The following is a 24,832-nucleotide window of genomic DNA, read 5'->3' as shown; positions in this document are numbered from 1 at the left end:
AATGCGGTGAATCAGTCACACATGTATTGACTGACACTCCGATTTCGCGAGCAAGCCCGCTCCCACACAAGCCAGCTCCCACAGTTTGATCTTGGTGTGTCAGGTGGGTATTAGAGCTTCACCACCTGATGCACCTGCTCCGCACACGCCCGTGCCTCCTCGACCATCTTCCCAAACGCCGCGCTGACCATTTCATCGTGGGTCAGCCAGCGCATCTTCTGGGTCAGGCGATAGTGATAGCGCAATGCGCCGCCTTCGCGCTGGCCTTCAAGGTCCAGGTCGTACCACGGCGAGCGCACCTGGCAGCCGGGGATGGCTTTTTCCATCTGCCCTCCGCTCAGGGTGACGGTGTAGTCATTGGTTTCCGGGTTGCCCAGGTCCAGGTCGGCCAGCTGCCCCTGGCGGCGGTAGTAGACGAAGGCATCCCAGCGGCCTTTGAGCGACTCATCGGTGTAGACGTAGCCATCCGCCAGTTTTTCCAGCGCGCGCTGGTCGTTCATGGTTGCGTTGACGCGATACCCGTCGTGTACGACAAAACCACTGGCCGCGCGGCTGACGTGGCAGTCGCTGATTTCATGGCCGAAGTTGGCGCAGATGTTCTGGTCGGTGGCGGTGGTGCCTTGTTGGCGATCGGCGACGCTCAGTTGCATCAGCGGCAGGCGGCTGAAGGTGAGGGTGGCCTGGATCGCAGCGTTGCCTTGTTTGTCGTAGTGCACCTGTTTGTCCAGGCGCAGGCTGGTTTCGGGGCGTTCCAGCGGGATATGTTCTTTGCGCACCTGGCCCTGGGCGTCGTTGACCAGCACCCAGCGGTCCTGGATATCGGGCATGGTCTGGCCCGGGGCAAACACCGGGTTGGTCGGGTCCAGCCACCAGACCTGGCCGCCCACGTCGGCGCGCACGATGGCGTGGTTGGGCGCGTTGGTACCGGGGATCAACAGCGACTCCACCACATCGCCACGGCTGACCCAGGCGGTTTCGGCGGGGATGCCGCTGGCCTTGAGCATGGCGGTCAGCAGGATCGCCAAATCCTTGCAGTCGCCATAGCCGTGCTGCTCGATTTCCGCCAGGTTGAACGGCACATAACCGCGCTCCGTGGCACGCCAATCGCCGAGATAGCGGTAGTGATCGTTAAGGTGCTGCATCAACGCCCCGACCCGTTCGGCGGGCGGCAGGTCGTGCGCGGCGGCGACGGCAGCTGCGCTCTGTGGCGGCAGGCTGGCACCGAGGATCTGGTTGTAGCGCTGGGCGAAATCGCCGAAGTACGCCTGTTGCTCCACGGCGCTGCCCACTTCGATGCGTGGGATGCGCAGCAGCGCGGCGTTGGATGATTCGTTGATGTAATTCAGAAAGGTCGGCGCTTTTTGCACCACGTCCAGGGTCTTGCCGTTGGCCGAGGGCGTCACCTTGAAACCCTCGAACAGCTCACTGCGCCACTGGATCGGCCGCTCGGCAGTAAAACGCGCCTTGAAGCGGTCGCGACGGGCCGCACTGGGGCCGAACTTGAGGGCGTAGTGAAACTGCGTCATCAACGGTTTGGCAGGACGATGCTCGCGCACCGTGTAGCGAACCTGCGTGCCGACGCGCAGGTTGGGGAAGGCCAGGGACGTCTGCTTGTCGCGGCTGAAACCCTGGTCCGGGTTGGGCGCGGTGCGCGTGTCGATCTGCGTGGCCGCCAGGGCAACCGGCTTGGCGCCGGGCTGGGTGGATTGCGCGCTGATGACTTCAAAGGTGTCGCCTTCGGAGTAATCGAAGTCGATGCGCGAGAGCATCTCGCGGCCGTTGGGCTTGAGGATGGTGTAGTGGTAGGTGGTGGTGCAGTCGGTGCTGGCGTCACGATTGAAGTGGCAATGCAGCTCGGTGTCGCTGGCCAGCGGGGCTTCGGCCAAGGGTTGCAGCGCGGCGAAAACGGAGGGAGCAGCGAGCCCCAGACTGATGGCAAGCAAAGGACGGTAAAACGCAAAACGGTACATGGGCGCCTCGGGTGACACATTGAAACAGCTACCTGACAGGTAGCGAGAAGGCGCCGGATGATAATGGATCGCAACGGAGAAGGCCAGGATTGTTCGACAATCTAATTGGCTGAAAGTCCCGAGATAGAGCCTTTTGATTGATTTATGTCAGGGTTTTAGCAGTTCGAACTCGGCGCTGGCGAGTTGCTCGCCGTTGACCAATACGTGCACTGCATGTTTGCCGGGATAGTGCTTGCGGGTAGTCAGTTCACGAATATGTTGCTCGCGCCGAATGCTCTGCCGTTCCCCCGCGCCCAGGATAAACGCCTTGAGCTTGAACACCTTTTTCGCACTGTGCCCCGCGCTTTTCACGTAGTCGATGGCGTAGTCCACCACCAGTTTCTGCGCGGAGTCAGCGGTGGATTCCAGGTTGAACGACAAGCTGATCCGCTCGCCCAGGTTAATCACCGCCGGGGTCACGCTCAACTGATGAATCTTCACCTCGGCCTTGGCGCCGGCGCCCATGATGGTCAGCGCGCGGGTGTTGCCTTGCTTGATTAGGCTGCGCAGGGCGTGGCGTGCGATCCAGGCGGTGTGAGGGTTGTCCAGTGACCAGCCTTCAATCAGCGTGAGGACCCAGTCCGGATGGTCCTTGGTGATGTCATTGAGGTGGTTGGCCACCGACTTGCGCACGTACAGGCTGGGGTCGGCCTTGAGGTTGTCGAGGATCGAGGCGCACAGCTGGGGATTGGCCTGCACCTCGGCCAGGCGAAAGGACCACGGCAGGCGCGGTCGCGAGCCTTCGCTGGCGAGGCGGCGCACATGGTCGTTGGCGTCCAGCGACCAGGTTTGCAGCACCGCCAGGGTGCGCTCGAAGTCCTGCAGCAAAAAATGCCGTATTGCGAATTCGGATGAGCCAAACGTGGTGAAAAACTTCAGCGCGGCCATGGAGCGTTCGAAGTCATCCAGCCCGTAGCTTGCCACGTAGTGCGGCAGGAACAGGCTGACAAAGCTGCTGTTCAGGCGCGGGGCCAGGGCATACAGCCGTTCCAGGGTTTGTGGGTAATCCAGGGGGATCACCGCGTGCAGGCTCTCGCTGACCCGCGCCATGCGCTGCAGCACCGACAACTCGGCCAGCCCGGCCTTGGCGTGCTTGAGAAAACCCTTGGCGTCGAACGCCGGGTACACCGCGCTCATCTCGCTGGCGATGTGTTGCAGGCGTTCGACGTTGAAGATTTCTTTCAGGGCCGGGGTGCTTTGGTCGGTCATCGGTGAGTCCATGGGGGGGATTTAGAGAAACCAGCGGTATTCCCTGGCGTGAATCTCTTGCTGGAACGCCAAGTGGTCCTGGCGTTTGTTCTCGCAGTACACGTCGACAAATTCGGCGCCCAGCTTATCGCGCAATACGGGTTGGTGTTGCATGGCGCGCACCGCATCGAGCATTTCCACGGGGAAATCGGTGCCGCTGCTGCGGTCGTCGTTCAGTGGGGCGATGGGTTCGCGCTTGGCTTCAAGGCCGTGCTCCAAGCCGACGAGGATTGCCGCCAGCACCAGGTACGGGTTGGCGTCGGCACTGGCCAGGCGGTGTTCGATACGCAGGTTGCGCGGGTCGGAGTCGGGGATGCGCACACACGCGTCGCGGTCTTCAAAGCCCCAGCTGGCGCGGGTCGCGGCGTTGACCGTGCCACCCAGGCGGCGGAAGGCGTTGTGGTTGGGTGAGAAGATCGGCATGCAGTGCGGCAGCAGTTCCAGGCAACCGGCCACGGCGTGGCGCAGCGGTTGTTGCTGGTGCGCCGCCAGCAGGTTGTTGCCGGCAGCGTCGTACAGGCTGACATGCACATGCATGCCGCTGCCGGGGTATTGCAGGTAAGGCTTGGCCATGAAGCTGGCGCGGTAGCCGTGTTTCAGCGCGACGCCACGGGTGCTGCGGCAGAACAGGGCGGCCCAGTCGGCGGCGCGCAGGCCGTCGTCGAGGTGGCCGAAATTGATCTCGAACTGCCCGGGGCCGATTTCGGCGGTAATTACGGTGATGTCGATGCCTTGGTCCTTGGCCGTCTGCGCCATGTCGTCGAGCACTTCGCTGAAGCGCGACAGGCGTTCGATATGCAGGTTGGGTTGGTCGTCGGCGTCATCGCTCAGCGGGTCGCGGGCGAATTGCGGCAGGCCGTCGGCGAGTTTCTTGTCGAACAAGTAGAACTCCAGCTCAAACGCCACCACCGGGTGAATGCCTTTGTGGTGCAAACGTTCCAGCACCTTGGCCAGCACTTCGCGGGGTTCGAACTCGATGGGCGCTTCGGTGCCGTCCGAGGTAATCAGCATCTGCCCCAGTGGCTGCGATTCCCAGTTCACCGGCTTGAGCGTGCCAGGCACCAGGCGCCGGTTGGCGTCTGGGTCGCCGTCGTTGAAGCAATAATCGCCAATCTTGAACAAACCACCCTGGACCCCTAGCAACACCGCGTTCTGCGGCAGCTTGAGCGGGCTGCCGGCGGCAACTTTTTCCAGCATTTCGATGGGATAACGCTTGCCGTAGAAATGCCCGGGAATGTCCAGGGCGATCAGGTCAACGTAACGCACGTCGGGGTGGGTCTGGCGAAAGGTCCGCACTTCGGCCAGCAAGGTGGAGGAATGGCTTTTCACGGGTGCAGCTCCTAGTTGTAAACCCACAGCACGCGGGCGGGCAGGTCGGTCAGGTTGGCGTAGCGACAGTGGGCGAAACTGGCCAGGTGAAAGCTGTCGCCGGGGCCGAGGGTGACGGAATCGGTTTCACCTTCTACCCACAGCGTCAATTCGCCCTCCAGGACGAAACCGGCCTGCTCGGCGCGGTCGCTCATGGTCTGTTCACCGCTGCTGGCGCCGGGGGCGAGCAGGCTGTCGAGCATTGAAAAGGCGCCGTTCATGCTTGGCGACACAAGGATGTCGGTGATGCCGTTGGCGTAATACACGGTGCGCCGCTCGTTGGGGCGGGTGATCCAGTCCACGGCCTTGGGTTTGGGCTGGCTGTAGAAATAGGTGGTGGGCACGTCGAGGGCGTGGCTGATGGCAGTCAGGTCCGCCACGGTCGGGCGTGACAGGCCGCGCTCCACCTGGGACAGGAAACCCACCGAACGCTCGATTTTCTGGGCGAGCTGGGCGAGGGTGAGCTTCTTGTGCTTGCGCAGATCGTGGATCAGCGCGGCGAGGGTGGCGAGTTCTTCTTGTGGGGTCATGAAATTTATGTCGAATAATTTCATGAAAAATTACATGAATTATTTCATGCGGGCAATGGGCGATCTGCCACAGGTTGGGTGCAGGCTTGAACATCCGGGTTGAATGATCCCGTGCAGCAGCGGTCGGAACCTGGGTACGCACCATTCATTGAAGGAGCACCCATGAAAGCCAAATCCCTCGTTGCCTGCCTGTTGGTCGCCACCAGCCTGTCCACCGCCAGTTTTGTCGTGCAGGCCGCTGATACGCCCCAGGAAACCGTGCAGCCTTCCAACATCAACACCCGTGACCTGAAAGAAGGCGACCGTGCCCCGGATATTCTGATGCGTAAGGAATCGGCCGTCAGTGATTGGAAAAAACGCGGCCTCAAGCAGCCTGAGCAGGACAGCCAGTGGGCGCGGGTTGGCGATAGATTCGTGCTGCTCAAGACCACCAACGGCACCATTCTCGAGATCACGCCCGTCAAGAAATGACCTTGCATTTTGTCCCTGCTCCTGAGTTAAGGTAGCCGGCTGTAGAGGCCGCGTTACCTTGAAAAAAGAGAGCAGGATGCTTGCCACAATAAGAAACTACCCCCGCACCGTGAACCTGTTGCTGTCCGCCACGTTGATGCTGACGCTGGCCAAGGCGATCACCTTTCCCTACCTGGTTATCTACCTCACCCGCAGCTTTGCCCTGGACATTACCCAGGTCGGCCTGGTGATCGGCAGTTCATTGATCGTCGGTTCATTGCTCAGCGTGTACGGCGGTTTTCTCGTCGACCGCATTAATAGCTACCGGCTGTTGCTCGGCCTGAGTGTGCTGTTTGTGCTGGGCTTTATCGGTACGCTACTGGCGCAGAATATCTGGGCGTTCTATAGCTGCCTGATCCTGATAAACCTCGCTTATGCGGTCATCGACATCGCCGTGAAGGCCGGCTTTGCCAGCCTGTTGCCGGAAGAGGCACGCAGTGAGGTGTTTTCCATCAAGTACACCCTGACCAACATTGGCTATGCCGTCGGGCCGGCGTTCGGCGCGGTGGTGGCCAAGTTCGATATCAGCCTGCCGTTTATCCTGTCAGCGCTGCTGGGTGCAGGGTTTTTCCTGCTGTACTGGCGCTGGGGCGACCGCACGCTGACCACGGTTGATGCCACGCAGAAGCCGGTGTCGTTTGTGGCCGTTGGCCGCGTGCTGTTGAAGGATCACCGACTGGTGTGCTTCACCCTGGGCGGGCTGCTCAGTGCAGTGGTGTTCGGCCAGTTCACGGCCTACCTGTCGCAATACCTGGTGACCACCACCACTGCGGAATACACCTACACCGTCATCAGCGCCGTCCTTACTACCAACGCCGTGCTGGTGATTGCCTTGCAGTATGTGATTGGCCGACGCATTTCCCACCGCCACCTGAGCCAGTGGCTGATTTTCGGCTTGAGCATGTTCATGCTGGGGCTGGTCGGCTTTGCGCTGTCCACCAGCGTGCTGTGGTGGGTGCTGGCGATGGCGGTGTTTACAGTGGGGGAGATTATCGTGTTTCCGGCCGAATACATGTTTATCGACCGTATCGCCCCGGACCACCTGCGCGGCATGTACTACGGCGCGCAGAACCTGTCCAACCTCGGTGCGGCCCTGGGGCCGGTGTTGTGTGGGCTGGTGCTGGCCAGCCTGCCGGCCCACTACATGTTCTACATGCTGGGGGCGTTTATCGTGGGCGGCGGGGTGTTCTATTTCATTGGGGCGTCGCTGAAGGCCAGTCCTGCAGCGTGAGCTTGCCGACGGTGTTGCACTGCAATTCGTAGCGCAACTCTTCCACCATCTTTTCCACTTCTTGCGGGGTCTGCAGCCGGTTGGTGCTGATCCCGGTCACCACCAGGTCCACCCGGCCGGTATCCAGGTCGTAGACCTTGAGGGTCAGGGACGCATCCCGGCACAGGGTGAATTCACAGGTCAGCGGCGACAGGCCTTCTTCGATGCAATTTCGCAGTTGAGAGAGGGTAAACATGCAGGTTCCTTCAGGGCATGAACTTCGACACCTGAAGGTTATTGATTGCCCGCGCGCGCCATAAGGCGAATTCGCACTAGGTGTACTAGTGCATTTGCACTTCAAGCGCCTACTTTTTAAGCCGCAGTTCACCGGCAAACAACCCGCGTTCACGGGCCCAGACGATGGCCGCGCTGCGGCTGTGCACGCCGAGTTTGGAGTACACCGTGGCCACATGGTTGCGCACGGTATTGGGTGCCAGTTTCAGGCGCGAGGCGATTTCCTTGTCGGCCAGGCCTTCGCAGATCAGGCCCAGTACATCGCGCTCGCGGGCGGTCAGGTCGGTAAAGGCGACGTTCGGCAGGTTGGGGCTGTTGACGCTTTTGGCGTTGGCCAGTTTTTCGATCAGCGTCTGGCTGAACCAGGAGGCGTCCTGCATCACTTCCTCGATGGCAGCCACCAGTTCCAGCTCCGAGCGTTTGCGTTCGGTGATGTTCATCAGCACCAGCAGGTAGCAGGGCACGTCCTCGATGATTACGGTATCGGCGGACACCACGCAGTCGATCACCTCGTTACCTTTCTTACGCACCTTGAGGTCCTGACCGTCGAGGTTGCCGGACTTTTCCAGGGTGGCAAACAGCTGCGCACCCGCCTGGGGGCTGTCGATAAAGTCGATGTCTTCGATGGCTTTGCCGATCAGTTCTTCGCTGATATAGCCGGTGATGCTCATGAAGGCTTCGTTGACGTCCACCACCTGGCGGTTGTCGGCGCTGCACACCAGGGTCGGTACCGGCGTGAGGCGGAATGACTTGGCGAAGCGTTCTTCGCTCTGGCGCAGGGCGATTTCCGCCTTGCGCCGCGGCTCCAGGTCGGTGAAGGAAAACAGCATGCAGTCTTCCTCGTTCATGTCCAGCGGCTGGCCGGCGACGATCACCAGCTTGCTGCCGCCCGCGGGCAATTTCAGCTCGGCCTGCATCTGCGGGATGGTCGCCCCTTCGCCCAGGCGCTGGATGGCCAGGTCCTTGCGCTCGGCGTGTTCCAGCACGTCCAGCTCATAGACGGATTTGCCGATGACCTGGTCGCGGTTGTAGCCAGTCATCTCCAGGAAGCCCTGGTTGACCTTGATATAGCGCAGGTCGCTCAGGCGGCAGATCACAGCGGGTGCGGGGTTGGCATTGAAGGTTTTTTCGAAGCGCTGCTCGGCGCTGGCCCACTCGGTGGCATCGCTGAGGATCAGCACCAGCAATTCCGGCTCGCCGTGTGAGTCGCTGATGACCAGGCTGCGCAAGCGGTGGACCCAGGTCCTGTGCGCATCGTCGGTGGGCGTGACTTCTACCACCACGTCGCTGAATTCATCGCCCGCTGCCGCACGGGCCAGGGGGTAGCTTTCCAGCAGCAGGGGGTGGTTGTTGCGATAACGCAGGGCGAAGCGTTCGGCGTATTCCTGGGTGTTGGCGCCCAGTGCCTCGACGCTGTCAACACCGTGCATGCTCAGTGCGGCTTCATTGGCCCAGAGAATGGTCTGGTCGACTTCGGCAAGGATGATCCCGTCGGACAGGCCGGAGATGATCTGCTGCAATTGGCGGCGGTTGGTTTCTTTGGCGAGGACATCTTGGGGCATGGGGGCTCCGGCGGTTGGGCGCATGGGAGTACGACACTTGGAGCTCAGGATAGTGCAGGTAATTCCTTGGCGAATATGTAAGGTTTGGAACCACTCCTCTGCGCATGGCCACTAGTGGGAGGAACTTGCGGGTATCGGGGTTATTGACTCAGGCAGTTGCTGACTTTGATCGACGCGGGATAACGGCATATTTGTTCGACAGGCGCTAAACAACCATGATGAATGTCATTCAACAACCCCATTCCACCTTGGCGTTGTACTCGTCCCCCGAAAGCGCAGGGCACGCTAAACCGTTAAACGACCCAGCCACGCCGACAGTGGGTGCTTTGAGGGCTGGCACGGTGAGCCCCGTTGATGCACGCACCGACTACAAGCGTCAAATGGTCGAGCTTGCCGGTCAAGCCATCCTCAATTTCGACGAACTGAGCGATGGCCGTGTCCCGGACACCATTACCTTCGATGACCTGCAATATCGCATCACCGGAATTAACATTGCGGGTCTGCGAGTGACGCCTGAGATTGAAAAACTGGCGGAACAACTGTATGCCAACGGTGAGGAGTTCTTTACCGGGGGGAAGAACAGTAACCCGGTTATTCGTTGGGACGATCTCTGCATTAAAGCGGGTAAGTTTGACTTGATAAGTGACCATGCGCTGATCGAGCAAGTAGACAAGTATTTTGATGAGTACGGCGGCGGCGACGAGTATGTGAACTTCAATGAATTGAGAGAGGCAGCTGGGTTCAGGAAGACCAGCAAAACGTTCTCTGCCGAGGCACGGGATGTTGCACGGGAAATTCTGAGTCGAGAAAAGCTTTTAAAAAAACTGGATATTGGCGTCGGTTTTCTCGGTATGAATGGTTTGAATGACGACAGGTTTGATCGCGTCAACATCAGGCATACGTTGGAAACGGCTTCGAAAAAATCGTGGGCGAGGGTGCGTTAATTTTGCGCTGAGGCCTTGCAGTGACGGATGCCTGGGGTTGCCAAACCCGCCCGATTCTGGGAAAACCCCACCCTTTGCGCATCCTGTGAGACCTTCATGAGCAACGACGAACTCCAGATCACCGACATCCGCCTGGGCGACGGTAAAACCGTGGTCAAGGGCGCGCTGATTACCACCCAATACACGGGCACGCTGGAAGACGGCACGGTGTTCGACTCCTCCTCGGAACGCGGCAAACCCTTCCAGTGTGTCATCGGCACCGGACGTGTCATCAAGGGCTGGGATCAAGGCCTGATGGGTATGCAGGTGGGCGGCATACGCACTCTGTTCGTGCCGGCGCACCTGGCGTATGGCGAGCGCTCGATGGGCGCGCATATCAAGCCCGGCAGCAATCTGCGCTTTGAGATCGAATTGCTGGAAGTGCTGACGCGGGATGAATGAGGCAGGGTGAACATGGACGTTGATCGACAGGTGTTACCGGGTTGCACCGCTGAAGGCATTCGGGTGGTTGAGTTGGGCGATAGCGATCAAGCCGAATTGCAACGGTTCTTTGAGCAGGCGCCGGATTACTTCATCGCCGTCAACGGCGAGCCCGCCACGCCGACCGAAGCGCGTGAAGAGTTGCAGGGGGCGTTGCCGGCAGGGTGGAGTTGCACTCGGATGTACTGGCTGGGTTATCGCGATGCCAGAGACCGGTTGGTTGCCGTGCTGAACATCGCGGCGGATTTGCTGGCGGTCGGTGTGTGGCATATCGGCTTGCTGCTGGTGGATGCGCGCTTGCATGGCACTGGGCTGGCTCAGCGGCTGCATGCGGACCTTGAGCGGTGGGCTGCCGAGCACGGGGCGCGCTGGTTGCGGCTGACGGTGGTGATCGGCAATACCAAGGCCGAACGCTTCTGGCCCAGGCTTGGGTACGTGCAAGTGCGTACTCGTGAGGGGATCACGATGGGCCGGCAGGTGAACAGGGTGTCGATTCAGGTCAAGGCGTTGGCGGGTGGGCAGGTCGAGGATTACCTGGCGTTGGTGGCTAGGGATCGCCCCTGAACTGCCTGGGTTCAGGAAAGTGGTTCCTGAACCCATTCTGAAGAAATTTCCTGTTCACAATACGGACACTTTCCTACGGTTTACTCTGCCGCAGTCGGGGCGTAAGCTTCGCCCGTTTTCATCAATAGCGGAGACCCTCAGTGGGTACTTGTTCGAGCGACAGTAGTCGGCCGGTCCTGGTAACCGGCACAGCCTTGGCAAGGTAACGCGCATTCTTCCAATGCCGTTGTCTCGCCCTGCAAGCGAGAAGCGGCATCCCGGCAGCAGCCCGTCCTGGCGCCTGCCTGAATCCCTCTCATCGACGCTGACCCCCACCTGGGTAACCCCGGTGTGTGACCTGCTGCCTGGAACTCCCGTTTCTGCAAAGCCGCGCGGCGCGCATTTTCAGTGTGCCGCCGCGCTCATGGAGTTTTTTCATGCAAGCCATCAACAACATCAACTTCAATTCCCTGGTCGATACCCTGGTCAGCCTGTCCGCCGCGTTTATCCTCGGCGGCCTGATCGGCTTCGAACGCCAGTACCGCCAGCGCACAGCAGGTTTGCGTACCAATGTGCTGGTGGCAGTGGGGGCGGCGATTTTCGTCGATATGGCCAACCGCCTGGGCGGCGCGGAAGGCGCAGTGCGGGTGGTTGCGTATGTGGTGTCGGGTATCGGTTTTCTCGGTGCCGGGGTCATCATGCGCGAAGAAGGCAATGTACGGGGTCTCAATACCGCCGCCACGCTCTGGGCGTCGGCTGCGGTGGGGGCCTGTGCCGGTGCCGACCTGATTCTCGAGGCGTTGCTGGGCACCTTGTTTGTGCTGGCGGCCAATACGTTGCTGCGGCCCATCGTCAACAACATTAACCGTCAGCCGTTGGATGTGGTGTCAGCGGAGGTCACCAACATTCTTTATGTCGTTGCACGGCGTACCCAGCAAAAGGCGGCGCTGGCCTTGCTGGAAGCGGAGCTGGCGCGCTGCAACTATCCCGCCAGTGACGTGGATGTGCGCCCGTTTGGCAGCGAAGAAGTGGAGATCGAAGCGACCCTGGCGGTGACGTCTGTCGATGGTGACGAGCTGGACGCACTGGTGGCGCGCATTTCCACCTCAGCCTTGGTAGTGCAGGCGTTCTGGAGCCCAAGTACCACAGAGTAGTACGTCAAATGCCTGGCACAGGGTTGGCTATGCTTTTGTGAGGAAAAGTCCTACATGTAATCAGGACTATCCCTTCAATTTAAACACCTCGCCGTTGTTAAAGTTGCGCGCTTGCGGCTGCCCCATAACAAGGGCGCGGCTTCAGCTGGCAGTGGTGGTGTTCAATTGGAGGGGCCGGGTTGAGCCTGGCGAGTGTCTTGATGACGTGCAGTGCCGTTTGTCGGAACTGTCATTTCTCACAGGTGCCTCGGTCCCGCGTGATGTGTCAGGTTACTTTGTGTTCTCAGGTGGGTTTTATGAGCAAAGCTTTAATTGTCGATGATCACCCGTTTATTCGCGCCACGGTCCGTTATCTCTTGAAGCAGGAAGGCTTCGATAAGATTTATGAAGCAGGGAATGGTGCTGACGCCATGCAAATTGCGCGCGAGGAGCGCCCGGATCTGGTTATCCTCGATCTGGCGATGCCCAAGCTTGGCGGCTTGGAAGTCATCAGCCGAATAAAAGCGTTGGGCTTGCCGTGCAAGATCCTGGTGCTCACGTCCTACCTGGCAGTGTTTTTTTCCACTCGCTGCATGCGCGCCGGAGCCATGGGCTTTGTCGCCAAGACCGGTGAGTTGGACGAACTGCAAAAAGCGATCAAGGCGGTAATGTCCAACTACAGCTGCTTTCCCAGCCTGCCGACCAGTTCGGTACGCCGCGATGATTTGCAAACCACCGAGCTTGAGTTGGTGGAGGGGCTTTCGGATCGCGAGTTGACGGTGTTGCAAAAGCTGGCCCTGGGCCTGGGTAACAAGGAAATCGCCGAAGATATGCTGCTGAGCCACAAGACCATCAGTACCTACAAGACACGCCTCAAGGAGAAGCTGCGCATGTCCTCGGTGGTGCATTTGTCTAAATTCGCCCAGCGTAACCATCTGATCTGAAATGGCCACCCATCGGCTGGTGAAATTCACTGCCATCCTGCTGATGGGTTCTTTGCCTTGGGTGGCAATGGCGCTGGATGAACCTCATGTGCTGCGGCTGCTGGGCCATTCCAGTCTTGAAAAAACCGCAGTGCAACTGGATGAAGCGGACTGGCGCTGGCTGCGAGAACGGCGCACCTTGGTGATGGGGGTGTCGGCCCCTGACTACGCGCCGTTCGACCTGAGTAACAACAATGACGAACTTGAAGGCATCTCCGCCGATTATGCGGCGCTGATCGCACAGATACTGAATGTCACGATCGAAGTCAGGCGCTATGACACCCGTGATGAAGTGATCGAGGCGCTCAAGTCAGGTGCGCTGGATTTCGTAGGGTCGGCCAATGGTTATGAGGCGGCCGATGCACAGTTGGTGCTGTCACGCTCCTACGCCAACGATCAACCGGCCCTCGTGACCCGCTCAGGCGACAGCCAGTCGTTGCCGGTCGATTTGGCGGGAAAGCGCGTGGCGATGCTCTACCATTACATGCAGCCCGATGCCGTCCAGGCGTTTTACCCCCGCGCGCACTTGCAGTTGTATGGCTCGACTCACGAGGCTATCGGCGCAGTGTCATTCGGCCAGGCTGATGTCTACCTGGGTGACACCATCAGCACCCGCTACCTCATCAACAAGAATCATCTCAATAACGTCCGCATGGCGGATTTCTCCGCCCTGGAGAACAACCCGTTCGGGTTTGCCCTCGCCAGGGATAACAAGCGATTGCTGAACATCATCAATGTTGCACTGGCCGCTGTCCCGGCCGTGCAGCAGATGGAAATCCTGCGCCGCTGGAGCGCCGGTGGCGGGGGTGTCCTGGGGGCTGAGCGGTTGCGCTTGAGCGACAGTGAGCAGCGCTGGCTGGAGAAGCATCCGCGGGTGAAGGTGGCGGTACTCGACAAGTTCGTCCCACTGTCTTTTTTCAACGAGAGCGGGCAGTTCGAAGGCTTGAGTGCCGAGGTCCTGTCGCGGATCAGCTTGCGCACTGGCTTGAAGTTCGAGGTGGAGCGGGGCAGCTCGCTGTCGCGGCAAATCGACGAGGTCAGCGCCGGCCAGGCTGACATGATGGCGGTAATCACCCCTAGCGTCGAACGCTCCGATAAGTTGCGCTTTACCCGACCTTACTTGTCCAACCCCTACGTGCTGGTGGTACGCGCCGATGATAGCAGCGTGGTCACCCTTGAGGATTTGCCGCGCAAACGCATGGCGTTTATCGGCGGCAACAGCCTCGCTGCGCAAATTGCCAAGGACTACCCCGGTATCGAGTTGGTCTATGTGGAAAACCCTGAACAAGCCATGGAGTTGGTGGCCAAAAGCAGTGTCGATGCCACCGTCGTTTCGCTGATCAGTGCGCGCTTCATGATCGCGCGCCACTATCGTGATCGGCTGCGTATGACCAGCACGGTGGGTACTGAGCCCGCGCGCATCACCTTTGGTATCAATCGCAGCCAGTTGGAGCTGTATTCAATCCTCGACAAGGCACTGTTGAGTATCACGCCGGAAGAAATGGACGAGCTGACCAACCACTGGCGCAGCGAAGTGATCATCGGCGACAGCTACTGGTTGCGCCATCGCACGGCAATCGTTCAAGGCTTCGCCCTGGCCGCGTTATTGCTGCTGGCAACCCTGGGCTGGGCCATTTACCTGCGCCGCCTGATTCGTACGCGGGTTCAGGCCGAGCGTGCCTTGAGCGACCAGATGCGTTTCATGAGTGTGCTGATCGATGGCACACCCCACCCGATTTATGTGCGTGACCGCCAGGGCCGCTTGATGGCCTGCAACAACGCCTACCTCGATGTGTTCGGTTTCAAGCTGGAGGATGTGATCGGCAAGACGGTGATGGAAACCGACACCGGCAACCCGCCTCAGGCCCAGTCTTTTCATGATGACTACATGCGGTTGATGGCGCGGGGCGAGCCGCAGATTCAGGACCGCATACTCCGGGTGCCCAGTGGTGAAGTGCTGACCATCTACCAATGGATGCTGCCCTACCGTGATGGCGATGACAGCGTGGTGGGCATGATTGCAGGCTGGGTGGATGTCAGTGAACGCCAGCGTCTGCTGGGCCAGTTGCAAGACGCCAAGGATGACGCCGACGCCGCCAACCGAGCGAAGACCACCTTTCTGGCGACGATGAGCCATGAGATCCGCACGCCGATGAACGCAGTGATCGGCATGATCGAACTGGCCTTGAAGAACGCCGAACAGGGGCGGGTTGACCGGGATGCGCTGGAGGTGGCGTCAGTGGCCTCGCGCAGCATGCTGGAGCTCATCGGCGATATTCTTGATATTGCGCGCATCGAATCCGGCCATTTGTCCCTGGCCCTGGAGCCGGCGAACCTGAAAGAGCAGTTGGCATCAGTCGTGCGGGTGTTTGACGGGCTGGCACGGGCCAAGGGCCTGGTACTGCAGGTTGAACTTGATTCAACGATCGACCGAACGGTTCTGATCGATCCGCTGCGTTTCAAACAGGTCGTGTCGAACCTGTTGAGCAATGCGATCAAGTTCACCGCCAGCGGGCAGGTGCAGCTCGGTGCCCAGGGGGGGGTGGCAGGAGACCAGCTGACGCTGCGGTTATGGGTGCAAGACAGCGGCATTGGCATCAGTGCGGAGGACCAGCAACGGCTGTTCAACCCGTTTATCCAGGGAAGCAATACCGAGCAGTCGGCACGCAGTGGCTCGGGTCTGGGGCTGGTAATCAGCCGCAATCTGTGCGAAATGCTCGGTGGCCAGTTGCACTTGAGCAGTGTGCTGGGGCAAGGCACGCGGGTCGATGTACGGATGGTGCTGGCGGTAACGGCTGAGTTGCCGGCCCAGGCGTTATCGGTGGTGCTGGAGACTCCGCCGTCCCAGGCATTGGATATCCTGGTGGTGGACGACTACCGTGCCAATCGACTGTTGCTGGGCCGACAACTGAGCTTCCTGGGGCATCGCATCACCACTGCCGACGACGGCCTGCAAGGGGTGCAATACTGGCAGGCGGGGCACTTTGACGTGGTCATCACCGATTGCAACATGCCGCTGAAGAACGGTTATCAGTTGGCGCATGATATCCGCGCCCAAGAGCGTGAGCGAGGCCTGGTGCCGTGCTTGTTGTTGGGCTTTACCGCGAATGCCCAGCCGGAGGAGGTCGAGCGCTGTCGGCAGGCGGGTATGGACGGTTGCCTGTTCAAGCCCACCAGCCTTGACGACCTGCGGTTGGCGCTCGCTTCGTGCGTCGCGCGTGCTGCCCAGGCTGACAGCCTGCCGATGCTGGATCTGAGCACACTGACCGGACTGACCGGGGATGACCAGGGCGCCCTCAAAGAATTACTGATCCCGCTGATCGAAAGCCTGAAAGCCGACCTCGAGTGGTTGTCGTTGCCTCAACAGGCGTTTGATTTTGCCAGGCTGCATGACCTCGCGCACCGCGCCAAGGGGGGCGCGCGCATGGTCAAGGCGCAGGCGCTGATCCAGCGTTGTGAAGGACTGGAGGCTGCGTGTGAGACACAGGACAGGCAGGCGCTGGGTCCAGCGATTGAGGGGGTAAGCGCAGCGATCAGCGACCTGCATCAGGCATTGAGCGTTTATTGCAATCAACTCTGATTGCCGCTCAGTTGATTTGGGAGAACTCCTACGCGAAGAGGGAACATACCTGATTTTGTCTGCGGTATATGTCTGGAAAATGGTCCGCGCTCACTGCCGAGCACTGCCTACCCAGGGGTTTGCCATGCCGAACAAAGCACTGACCATCCTGATTGCCGACGAGCAACATCTGCAACGGTTGTACATCGAGAAAATGCTCAACCAATTGGGGTATCACCGGATCGTGCCAGTGCAAACCTTCGACGAAGCCCAGGTCCTGACCGCTGTCCCGGCTGAGCCGTTCGACGTGCTTATCATCAATGCAGGGCTGGCCGCCCAGGCCAGCGGGCCCCCGCTCCAGGTGCGCCATGTGCTGGTCTATGACCACCTGGACCTGGGCCAGCCTGCCGGCATCACGCCGGCGGTGCTGGTGCGGCTGCCCGGCGTGCCGGACAACGTCAACCTCGAACACTTCATGGATATCATCGACCCTCCCGAAGCCGCGTGCGGCCTACGGGTATTGCCGTGGCTGCGGGAGTTGTCCCGAACACCTGTCGCCGGGGTTTAGTCCCACTGTGGCGCGATGCCCTTGGGGCTGGTCAGGCGATGGCCACGCTCCAGGGTGGCGATCTGCGCCATATCCGCGGCGCTCAAGGTCAGCTGCAGCGCCTTGAGGTTGCTTTCCAGGTTGGCGCGTTGGGTGGACGACGGGATCACCGCGTAGCCCAGTTGCATCGCCCAGGCTAGCGTGACTTGGGCTGCAGTGGCCTGGTGGCGCTCCGCGATTTGCTGGATCACGGGATCTTTCAGCACTTCGCCGTAGGCCAGGGTCATGTAGGAGGTGATGTGAATGCCGTGGGCGCTGGCGAAGTCCACGACCTTGCGGTTTTGCAGGTAGGGGTGCAGTTCGATCTGGTGGGTGGCGATGTGTTCTGCGCCCACTGCGGCAATCGCCTGTTTCATCAGGTCGTTGGTGAAGTTGGAAACGCCGATCTGGCGCGTCAGGCCCAGGCGCTTGGCTTCGAGCAGCTGGCCCATGAATTCGGCGACGGGCACTTGGTCTTCCGGCGATGGCCAGTGGATCAAGGTCAGGTCGAGATAATCGGTCTGCAATTTGCGCAGGCTTTCGCGCAGGCTGGGGATCAGCTGGCCTTCGGCGAAATGCGCGATCCAGATCTTGCTGGTGATGAACAGCTCGTCGCGCGGGATGCCGCTGTCGGCGATCGCCTGGCCAACATCGGCTTCGTTGTCATAGATCTGCGCGGTGTCGATGACGCGGTAGCCCAGTTCCAGGGCGGTGCTCACGGAGTCGATCACCACCTTGCCTTGCAAGCGGAAGGTGCCGAGGCCGAAGGGCGGAACGGTGTGCGTGGGGGTAGACATCGGTAACTCCAGAAGGGCTGAACAATGGCGCTGAGTATCCGCCTGTCGTTCCTTCGGAAAAACCGTCAAGTCCGAAAAGGACTCTTTACCGCAGATCACGAATCGCCCTGGTGGACCCGTGGGAGGGCGCACGTCGCACCGCCGCTCCCACCTCTTGAGCTCAACCCGTCATTTAGCCCGCAAGCGTTCTGCGGCGCCGCGCAACAGCTGCTCGGTGGCGTCCCAGCCCAGGCAGCCATCGGTAACCGATACGCCGTATTTCATCGACGTGCTCAGCGGCTGGCAGCCTTCGAACAGGTGACTTTCCAGCATCATGCCGATCAGCGAGGTGTCGCCTTGCAGGCGCTGCTCCAGCACCTCGTTGAACACCGCTGGCTGGCGCAAGGGGTCTTTGCCACTGTTGGCATGGCTGCAATCGACCATGATCCGCGTCGCTACCTTGGATTTGGCCAGGTCGTGTTTCACCTGCGCGACGCTTTGCACATCGTAGTTCGGCCCACGGTGACCACCGCGCAATACCAAGTGGGTGTCGGGGTTGCCCGGGGTCTGGATGATCGCCGGATGGCCTTGGCTGTCGACGCCGAAGTGACGGTGCGGGTGGGCGGCCGAGCGCATCGCATCGCAGGCAATCGCGACGCCGCCGTCGGTGCCGTTCTTGAAACCCACGGGCATGCCCAGGCCGCTGGCCATCTCGCGGTGGATCTGCGACTCGGTGGTGCGCGCGCCAATCGCGACCCAACTGAGCAGGTCATCGAAGTAGCCGGCGGCCATCGGCTGCAGCAGTTCGGTGGCAACCGGCAGGCCCAGGCGCAGCATTTCGCGCATCAATTGACGGGACAGGGTGAGGCCGGCGGCCATGTCATCGCTGCCATCCAGGTGCGGGTCGTAGGCCAGGCCTTTCCAGCCGATGGTGGTACGGGGTTTTTCGACATAGGCGCGGATCACCAGCAGCATCTGGTCACTGACTTCCAGGGCCAGTTTCTTCAGGTTGCGTGCGTATTCCATGGCCGATTCCGGATCGTGGATCGAGCACGGGCCGACAATCACCAGCAAACGCTTGTCTTCGCCATTGAGGATGGCGCGCACGGCTTGGCGATGGGCGTGGATCTGCTCGTTGAGGAACGGGCTGAGGGGCAACTGGTGCTTGAGCTCAAGCGAGCTAGGCAGGCGCTGGGTCAGGGCTTCATTGGCGCTGTTCAGGGCAGAAAGAGGCAGAGCGGCGGTGGCAGAGTTCATATTCAAGGCTTCCTGGGCAAGCGGCGGGTTAGTCCCGCACGCTTGGCCCTACTGGGGTGTTCGACAATTGGCCGTATCGGCTACGTGTGTTGGCTTGCCACCAAGAGGTGACCGATCGGAGGCGGCAGGCTGTCCCGAACGGAGCTTGCTAAATCGCCATGCAGTGCAAGTGTCGTAGCGGTAATAGGTGGCGTAGTTCATGTCGTGATTCCTTGAGTGTTCTTGCAAAAATGTATGAAGGCCTGAAAAAACAAAACCCCCGGTCGGGGAGCCGACCGGGGGTTAGATTTCTCTGGCAGGCGACCCCTTGAGTAGTGGCCGCCGATTTCAGGTATCAGGCGCGCCAGTGGCTAAACCAATACCCAAAATAAAAGCTTACAGCTGCGCTCGAACCGCTCACACGGGTAGCCGGCACCGAGCGCGGGGCGCTGGCAGCAGGGCAAACCTGAGTGTGGGTGAGTTGCAACATGGTGTGTCTCCAAATGATGGGGGGAGCTTACTAGAGGCACGCAGGAGGATTCAATCAGTAATTTCTATTGGGTAGCGGTACTTACCGCTATGGGTCGAGATATGCTTGTAGCACTTCAATAGTGATTGCCGGGACGCGACCATGACCGCCTTGACCCTTGCTGCAGCTCAATCCATTTCCATCGCAGGCGACGTGCAGGCCAATATCCGGCGGCACCTGGCCTTGATGCGTGCGGCAGCGGCGCAAGGCGTAAACCTGTTGGTGTTTCCAGAGTTGTCGTTGACAGGGTATGAGCCGTCATTGTCTGCGAGGTTGGCGATCGCCCCGGAGGATGGGGTGCTCGCGCCACTGCGCGAGATGGCGCGGGAGTTGCGGTTGACGGCGGTGGTGGGGATGCCGATCCGTTCGGCCCCCGAGGCCGGAGTGCTGATCGGCGCGCTGGTGTTGGCGGCAGACGGCTCCCTGGCGGTGTACACCAAGCAGCACCTGCATCCGGGTGAAGACGTTGCATTTGTCCCAGGGCAGGGTGGGGCCATAGTCGAGTTGGGTAGCGAGCGGATTGCGCTGGCGGTGTGTGCAGACTTTTCCCATGCGAGTCATCCGCTTGCTGCTGTTGAAGCGCGGGCAAATGTGTACGCCGCTGGTGTGTTGATCAGCGAAGGCGGCTACGCGACTGACAGTGCCCTGCTGCAGGGCTACGCCGCCGAGCATGGCCTGTTGGTGTTGATGGCCAATCATGGTGGCCCGTCCGGCGGCTATGTGTGCGCCGGCCGCAGTGCGATCTGGGCCGATGATGGCCGTTTACTGGCTGCCGCGCCCGTTGTGGGAGACGCGTTGGTCATCGCCCGCCGCGAAAGCGGGCAGTGGTCTGGCCAAGTGATGGCTCTGTAAATGGCATTCCACCTGCGCGCCGCGACGGATCGCGACCTGGCATTCGCACGCACACTGACCCACGAGGCCATGCGCGACTATTACACGCAGTACGGGCTGCTGTGGTCCAACGATGGTTTTGATACCGCCTGGGCCGGTCGTGAAAACTGGCTGATCTGCCGTGACGACAGTGTCTTGGGTTTTGTCAGCCTGAGTCGTGACAGCCGGGCGTTGTATATCCGCGAACTGCATTTGCTCGAAGGCTGTCGCGCGCAAGGCGCAGGCAGTTGGGTATTGGAACAGATGGCGCTCAAGGCATGCGCCCAGGGCTTGTTGCGCTTGACCGTATTCAAGACCAACCCGGCGAAACGCCTCTATCAGCGCATGGGGCTGAACATCGTCGGGGAGGAAGATTGCTTCTGGCGCATGGAGCGCGTTTGCCCCTCAAGCTAAACCTGCGCCAAATCCTAATAAGCGCATACTGCCTTCAGGAGACGACTTCCTGATCGTTGTTTTGGCCATCAGCCTCAGAAAGGATGATCCCTTCTTTCATGCCCAAAAGGACCGCTACCTTATGGGCCTCACCACGCCGTCCCTTTTTGCGCCCAGCGAGCACTTGATAGGTGGTTGCCGGATCAACGCCATGTTCACGGGCGAACGCTTGAACTGACTTTCCTTGATGTTCCAGCCAGGCCTTGGCTTGTGCAGCAGTACGGATTCCGGGCATAGTTCAAAACCGTTCAAGTTCGTTTAACAAAGAGATGAGTGTGTCACCTCTTGGGGTGTGCCAAATAGGATCATACATCCAAATGAGTGGAATCGGTTCGCGTTTGAGGCAAGAAAGAGAGCGACTTGGCCTGTCGCAAAAAGTTTTTGGTGAGATAGGAGGCGTCGAAGCCAACGCACAAGGTAAATATGAAAGTGGAGGGCGTGCGCCTAAAGCGGACTACTTGTCTCGTGTCGCCGAAAGAGGTGTGGATATCCTGTACGTGTTGACCGGGAATGCCACGCCGATTCAATTGGAACACTTGAGCCAGATTGAAGAGAAAGTATTGGGCGATTACCGGGCTATGTTCAAGGAAGACCAGGATGCGATCCGCCGCCTGACGTCAACCCTGGCGGAACATTCATCTTCGGTGAATGGTAAAGCCAAGTCGCAGCCCCAGGATTCCTGACGTTTTTCCCCGCAAACTCGGTCGCCCGCCACTCGGCGGGCGAGTTAGGTGCGTTCAAACTCTATATATATGACGCTTGCAGCTAGGTCTGCGCCTTGGTTTTTTGCTAAGGTGTTCAGCAACCTATAAGACCATATCGCGAGGTGTCTGCTTGATTAGGGTGCTAGTAGTCGATGACCATGATCTCGTTCGTACAGGCATTACACGAATGCTGGCTGACATCGATGGCCTGCAAGTAGTCGGCCAGGCTGAGTCCGGGGAAGAGTCCCTTATCAAGGCGCGGGAGTTGAAACCCGATGTGGTGTTGATGGACGTCAAGATGCCGGGGATCGGCGGTCTTGGCGCAACGACCAAGTTGTTGCGCAGCCACCCGGACATCAAGGTCGTGGTGGTGACGGTGTGCGAGGAAGATCCGTTCCCGACCCGCCTGCTACAGGCCGGGGCGGCGGGTTACCTGACCAAGGGCGCAGGCCTGGCCGAGATGGTGCAAGCCATTCGCCTGGTGTTTGCTGGCCAGCGCTACATCAGCCCGCAGATTGCCCAGCAGTTGGCGATCAAGTCCTTCCAGCCCGTCAGCGACTCACCGTTTGATGCGTTGTCGGAGCGGGAAATCCAGATTGCGTTGATGATCGTCGGCTGCCAGAAGGTGCAGACGATCTCGGACAAGCTGTGCCTGTCGCCCAAGACCGTCAACACCTACCGCTATCGCATCTTCGAGAAACTCACCATCAGCAGTGATGTTGAACTGACCCTGCTCGCGGTGCGCCACGGCATGGTGGACGCCAGCGCCTGACATGACCACGCCGTTTGATCCGAGTGCCTTTCTCTCAACCTGCAGTGGCCGCCCTGGCGTGTACCGCATGTTCGACAGCGAGGCACGCCTGCTTTACGTCGGTAAAGCCAAGAACCTGAAGAACCGCCTGGCGAGTTATTTTCGCAAGAGCGGCCTTGCGCCCAAGACGGCGGCATTGGTTGCGCGCATCGCTCAGGTCGAAACCACCATCACCGCCAACGAGACCGAAGCGCTGCTGCTTGAGCAGACGCTTATCAAGGAGTGGCGACCGCCCTACAACATCCTGCTGCGCGACGATAAGTCCTACCCCTACGTGTTTTTGTCTGACGGCCACTTCCCGCGCCTGAGCATTCACCGGGGGGCGAAGAAACAGAAGGGCAAGTACTTCGGCCCGTATCCCAGCGCCGGCGCGATCCGCGAAAGCCTGAGCCTGCTGCAAAAGACCTTTTTTGTGCGCCAGTGCGAAGACAGCTTCTACAAGAACCGCACCCGGCCGTGCCTGCAATACCAGATCAAGCGCTGCAAGGCGCCGTGCGTGGGCCTGGTTGAGCCCGCCGAGTACGCCGAAGATGTGCGCCATTCGGTGATGTTCCTCGAAGGGCGCAGCAATGCGCTCACCGATGAACTCTCCGCCGCCATGGAACAGGCCGCCAGCACCCTGGATTTCGAGCGCGCCGCCGAACTGCGCGACCAGATCTCCCTGCTGCGCCGTGTGCAGGACCAGCAGAGCATGGAAGGCGGCACGGGCGACGTCGATGTGATCGCCGCGTTCGTCAACCCGGGCGGCGCCTGTGTGCACCTGATTAGCGTGCGTGGCGGTCGGGTGCTGGGCAGCAAGAATTTCTTCCCGCAGACCGGTATCGATGAAGATGTGGCCGAAGTCATGGCTGCCTTCCTCGGGCAGTACTACGTCAGCAGCCCTGAGCGCGACTTGCCGTCCGAGCTGATCGTCAACGTGGTACACGAAGACTTCCCCACACTGATCGCGGCGATCCACGAACTGCGCGGCCGCGAGCTGGACATCAGCCACCGCGTGCGCGGCACCCGTGCCCGCTGGCAAACATTGGCGGTGACCAACGCCGAGCAAGCCCTGAGCGCACGCCTGGCCAATCGACAGCACGTCGCCGCACGCTTCGACGCCCTGGCCGAAGTCCTCAACCTGGACGAACCGCCGCAGCGCCTGGAGTGCTACGACATCAGCCACTCCAGCGGCGAGGCCACCGTGGCCTCCTGCGTGGTGTTCGGGCCGGAAGGGCCGATCAAGTCCGACTACCGGCGCTACAACATCGAAGGCGTCACCGCCGGCGACGACTACGCCGCCATGCACCAGGCCCTGACGCGGCGTTTCAGCAAGTTGAAGGACGGCGAGGGCAAGTTGCCGGATATCCTCCTGGTGGACGGCGGCAAGGGTCAGCTGTCCATGGCCCGTGACGTGCTCAACGAGCTGGCGGTGCCCGACCTGATCCTCCTCGGCGTCGCCAAGGGCGCCACGCGCAAGGCCGGCTTCGAAACGTTGTACTTGAATGATGCCGCCCATGAGTTCACTTTGAAGGGGGACTCACCCGCACTGCACCTGATTCAACAGATCCGCGACGAAGCCCACCGTTTTGCAATTACCGGCCACCGCGCTCGTCGCGGCAAAACCCGACGAACCTCAACCCTGGAAGGGGTGGCAGGGGTTGGCCCGACGCGACGTCGTGACTTGCTTAAACATTTTGGTGGCTTGCAGGAGCTATCCCGTGCCAGCATTGACGAAATAGCCAAAGCACCCGGTATCAGTAAAAAGCTCGCTGAGCTGATTTATGCAAACCTGCACAGCGAATAGAATGCCTTTCCACCTCGTAGCCAGTTGTGCCGATGAATATCCCTAATCTGATCACCGTTCTACGCGTCCTGCTTATTCCGATTTTCATTCTGTTGTTCTATTTGCCGTACGAATGGAGCTATGCCGCCTCCAGTTCGGTATTCGCCTTTGCGGCCGCCACCGACTGGCTTGACGGCTACCTGGCCCGCCGCCTGGAACAGAGCACGCCCTTCGGTGCGTTCCTCGACCCCGTGGCCGACAAGCTTATGGTGGCCGTGGCCCTGGTCCTGCTGGTGCAGGAACACGGCAACCTGTGGCTGACCTTGCCAGCCGCCGTGATTATTGGTCGCGAGATCGTCGTCTCGGCCCTGCGCGAATGGATGGCCGAAATCGGCGCCCGCGCCCACGTGGCCGTGTCCAACATGGGCAAGTGGAAAACCGCTGCGCAGATGCTCGCGCTGGTGATCCTGCTGGCCAACCCTTCGGACTTCTCGTTCTGGGTCCTGACTGGCTACGCCTTGCTGCTGATCGCGGCTGGCCTGACGCTGTGGTCCATGCTCCAGTACCTGCGCGCCGCCTGGCCTCATCTGCGCACCACCGTTGAAAAGAAATAAAACTTTTTTGAATCAAAGGGTTGACCGGTTACGAGATTTGTATAGAATGCGCATCACCAAGCGGGAATAGCTCAGTTGGTAGAGCACGACCTTGCCAAGGTCGGGGTCGCGAGTT

24 protein-coding genes are annotated in these 24,832 nt (G+C 60.2%); 15 read left to right on the top strand and 9 right to left on the bottom strand.

What is annotated here, in order from left to right:
• Nucleotides 1-110 precede the first annotated feature (110 nt).
• The 4 genes from NUV89_RS15610 to NUV89_RS15595 form a co-directional block, all read right to left on the bottom strand.
• Nucleotides 111-1,970 (bottom strand): DUF3857 and transglutaminase domain-containing protein, encoded by a 1,860-nt coding sequence (locus NUV89_RS15610; RefSeq protein ID WP_257782025.1) that lies wholly within the window; start codon nucleotides 1,968-1,970, stop codon nucleotides 111-113.
• A 147-nt stretch (nucleotides 1,971-2,117) separates the two neighbouring features.
• Nucleotides 2,118-3,218, bottom strand: coding sequence for a DNA alkylation repair protein (locus NUV89_RS15605; RefSeq protein ID WP_257782024.1), 1,101 nt, complete (start codon nucleotides 3,216-3,218; stop codon nucleotides 2,118-2,120).
• A gap of 21 nt (nucleotides 3,219-3,239) precedes the next feature.
• Entirely contained in the window at nucleotides 3,240-4,586 is a 1,347-nt protein-coding gene (locus NUV89_RS15600; protein WP_257782023.1) for a glutamine synthetase family protein, read from the bottom strand.
• 11 nt (nucleotides 4,587-4,597) lie between these two features.
• Nucleotides 4,598-5,155 (bottom strand): helix-turn-helix domain-containing protein, encoded by a 558-nt coding sequence (locus NUV89_RS15595; RefSeq protein ID WP_257782022.1) that lies wholly within the window; start codon nucleotides 5,153-5,155, stop codon nucleotides 4,598-4,600.
• A gap of 162 nt (nucleotides 5,156-5,317) precedes the next feature.
• On the opposite strand from NUV89_RS15595, the gene NUV89_RS15590 reads away from it, so the two are divergent.
• Both NUV89_RS15590 and NUV89_RS15585 read left to right on the top strand, forming a co-directional pair.
• A complete protein-coding gene (locus NUV89_RS15590) occupies nucleotides 5,318-5,626 on the top strand; it encodes an RcnB family protein (RefSeq protein ID WP_257782021.1) in 309 nt (102 codons plus the stop codon).
• A 76-nt stretch (nucleotides 5,627-5,702) separates the two neighbouring features.
• The gene (locus tag NUV89_RS15585; protein WP_257782020.1) at nucleotides 5,703-6,896 is read left to right on the top strand and encodes an MFS transporter; all 1,194 of its coding nucleotides are present in this window, start codon (nucleotides 5,703-5,705) and stop codon (nucleotides 6,894-6,896) included.
• On the opposite strand, the gene NUV89_RS15580 is transcribed toward NUV89_RS15585, so the two are convergent.
• Both NUV89_RS15580 and NUV89_RS15575 read right to left on the bottom strand, forming a co-directional pair.
• Nucleotides 6,859-7,131 carry a DUF1652 domain-containing protein gene (locus tag NUV89_RS15580; protein WP_257782019.1) on the bottom strand — a complete coding sequence of 91 codons (273 nt, stop codon included), beginning with the start codon at nucleotides 7,129-7,131 and terminating at the stop codon, nucleotides 6,859-6,861. The genes NUV89_RS15585 and NUV89_RS15580 overlap by 38 nt on opposite strands.
• Before the next feature lie 109 nt (nucleotides 7,132-7,240).
• Entirely contained in the window at nucleotides 7,241-8,731 is a 1,491-nt protein-coding gene (locus NUV89_RS15575) for a helix-turn-helix transcriptional regulator (protein ID WP_257782018.1), read from the bottom strand.
• Nucleotides 8,732-8,946: 215 nt separating this feature from the next.
• On the opposite strand from NUV89_RS15575, the gene NUV89_RS15570 reads away from it, so the two are divergent.
• From NUV89_RS15570 to NUV89_RS15540, 7 genes are all read left to right on the top strand, one after another.
• Entirely contained in the window at nucleotides 8,947-9,675 is a 729-nt protein-coding gene (locus NUV89_RS15570) for a hypothetical protein (protein ID WP_257782017.1), read from the top strand.
• Nucleotides 9,676-9,771: 96 nt separating this feature from the next.
• Nucleotides 9,772-10,116 (top strand): FKBP-type peptidyl-prolyl cis-trans isomerase, encoded by a 345-nt coding sequence (locus tag NUV89_RS15565; protein ID WP_257782016.1) that lies wholly within the window; start codon nucleotides 9,772-9,774, stop codon nucleotides 10,114-10,116.
• A 12-nt stretch (nucleotides 10,117-10,128) separates the two neighbouring features.
• On the top strand, nucleotides 10,129-10,719 hold the full coding sequence (locus tag NUV89_RS15560; RefSeq protein WP_257782015.1) for a GNAT family N-acetyltransferase: 591 nt from the start codon (nucleotides 10,129-10,131) through the stop codon (nucleotides 10,717-10,719).
• Nucleotides 10,720-11,135: 416 nt separating this feature from the next.
• The gene (locus NUV89_RS15555; RefSeq protein WP_257782014.1) at nucleotides 11,136-11,852 is read left to right on the top strand and encodes an MgtC/SapB family protein; all 717 of its coding nucleotides are present in this window, start codon (nucleotides 11,136-11,138) and stop codon (nucleotides 11,850-11,852) included.
• A 296-nt stretch (nucleotides 11,853-12,148) separates the two neighbouring features.
• On the top strand, nucleotides 12,149-12,775 hold the full coding sequence (locus NUV89_RS15550; protein WP_257782013.1) for a response regulator transcription factor: 627 nt from the start codon (nucleotides 12,149-12,151) through the stop codon (nucleotides 12,773-12,775).
• Nucleotide 12,776: 1 nt separating this feature from the next.
• Nucleotides 12,777-16,394, top strand: a complete 3,618-nt coding sequence (locus NUV89_RS15545; RefSeq protein ID WP_257782012.1) for a transporter substrate-binding domain-containing protein — start codon at nucleotides 12,777-12,779, stop codon at nucleotides 16,392-16,394.
• A 124-nt stretch (nucleotides 16,395-16,518) separates the two neighbouring features.
• The gene (locus NUV89_RS15540) at nucleotides 16,519-16,941 is read left to right on the top strand and encodes a chemotaxis protein CheY (RefSeq protein WP_257782011.1); all 423 of its coding nucleotides are present in this window, start codon (nucleotides 16,519-16,521) and stop codon (nucleotides 16,939-16,941) included.
• Here NUV89_RS15540 and dkgB read toward each other — a convergent pair.
• On the bottom strand, nucleotides 16,938-17,756 hold the full coding sequence (gene dkgB, locus NUV89_RS15535; RefSeq protein ID WP_257782010.1) for a 2,5-didehydrogluconate reductase DkgB: 819 nt from the start codon (nucleotides 17,754-17,756) through the stop codon (nucleotides 16,938-16,940). The genes NUV89_RS15540 and dkgB overlap by 4 nt on opposite strands.
• Nucleotides 17,757-17,924: 168 nt before the next feature.
• Nucleotides 17,925-18,992 (bottom strand): 3-deoxy-7-phosphoheptulonate synthase, encoded by a 1,068-nt coding sequence (locus NUV89_RS15530; protein WP_257782009.1) that lies wholly within the window; start codon nucleotides 18,990-18,992, stop codon nucleotides 17,925-17,927.
• Between the two features lie 610 nt (nucleotides 18,993-19,602).
• Between NUV89_RS15530 and NUV89_RS15525 the strand changes: the two genes are divergently transcribed.
• Nucleotides 19,603-20,352 carry a carbon-nitrogen hydrolase family protein gene (locus NUV89_RS15525; protein ID WP_257782008.1) on the top strand — a complete coding sequence of 250 codons (750 nt, stop codon included), beginning with the start codon at nucleotides 19,603-19,605 and terminating at the stop codon, nucleotides 20,350-20,352.
• On the top strand, nucleotides 20,353-20,784 hold the full coding sequence (locus tag NUV89_RS15520; RefSeq protein WP_257782007.1) for a GNAT family N-acetyltransferase: 432 nt from the start codon (nucleotides 20,353-20,355) through the stop codon (nucleotides 20,782-20,784).
• A gap of 34 nt (nucleotides 20,785-20,818) precedes the next feature.
• On the opposite strand, the gene NUV89_RS15515 is transcribed toward NUV89_RS15520, so the two are convergent.
• Nucleotides 20,819-21,058, bottom strand: coding sequence for a DNA-binding protein (locus NUV89_RS15515; RefSeq protein ID WP_017737468.1), 240 nt, complete (start codon nucleotides 21,056-21,058; stop codon nucleotides 20,819-20,821).
• A gap of 82 nt (nucleotides 21,059-21,140) precedes the next feature.
• On the opposite strand from NUV89_RS15515, the gene NUV89_RS15510 reads away from it, so the two are divergent.
• The 4 genes from NUV89_RS15510 (at nucleotide 21,141) to pgsA (ending at nucleotide 24,717) form a co-directional block, all read left to right on the top strand.
• Nucleotides 21,141-21,506, top strand: a complete 366-nt coding sequence (locus NUV89_RS15510; protein WP_257782006.1) for a helix-turn-helix domain-containing protein — start codon at nucleotides 21,141-21,143, stop codon at nucleotides 21,504-21,506.
• Between the two features lie 151 nt (nucleotides 21,507-21,657).
• Nucleotides 21,658-22,299: a UvrY/SirA/GacA family response regulator transcription factor gene (gene uvrY, locus NUV89_RS15505; RefSeq protein ID WP_026136871.1), complete on the top strand. Its 642-nt coding sequence runs from the start codon at nucleotides 21,658-21,660 to the stop codon at nucleotides 22,297-22,299.
• Between the two features lies 1 nt (nucleotide 22,300).
• The gene (gene uvrC / locus NUV89_RS15500) at nucleotides 22,301-24,124 is read left to right on the top strand and encodes an excinuclease ABC subunit UvrC (protein ID WP_257782005.1); all 1,824 of its coding nucleotides are present in this window, start codon (nucleotides 22,301-22,303) and stop codon (nucleotides 24,122-24,124) included.
• 32 nt (nucleotides 24,125-24,156) lie between these two features.
• Nucleotides 24,157-24,717 (top strand): CDP-diacylglycerol--glycerol-3-phosphate 3-phosphatidyltransferase, encoded by a 561-nt coding sequence (gene pgsA / locus NUV89_RS15495; protein ID WP_003232771.1) that lies wholly within the window; start codon nucleotides 24,157-24,159, stop codon nucleotides 24,715-24,717.
• Nucleotides 24,718-24,832: the final 115 nt, after the last annotated feature.

Origin of the sequence: Pseudomonas sp. 18.1.10, from assembly GCF_024655625.1 — a bacterium.
Lineage (GTDB): Bacteria > Pseudomonadota > Gammaproteobacteria > Pseudomonadales > Pseudomonadaceae > Aquipseudomonas.
Note: the sequence above shows the minus strand (reverse complement) of the source record. Positions and strands in the feature narration are given on the sequence as shown.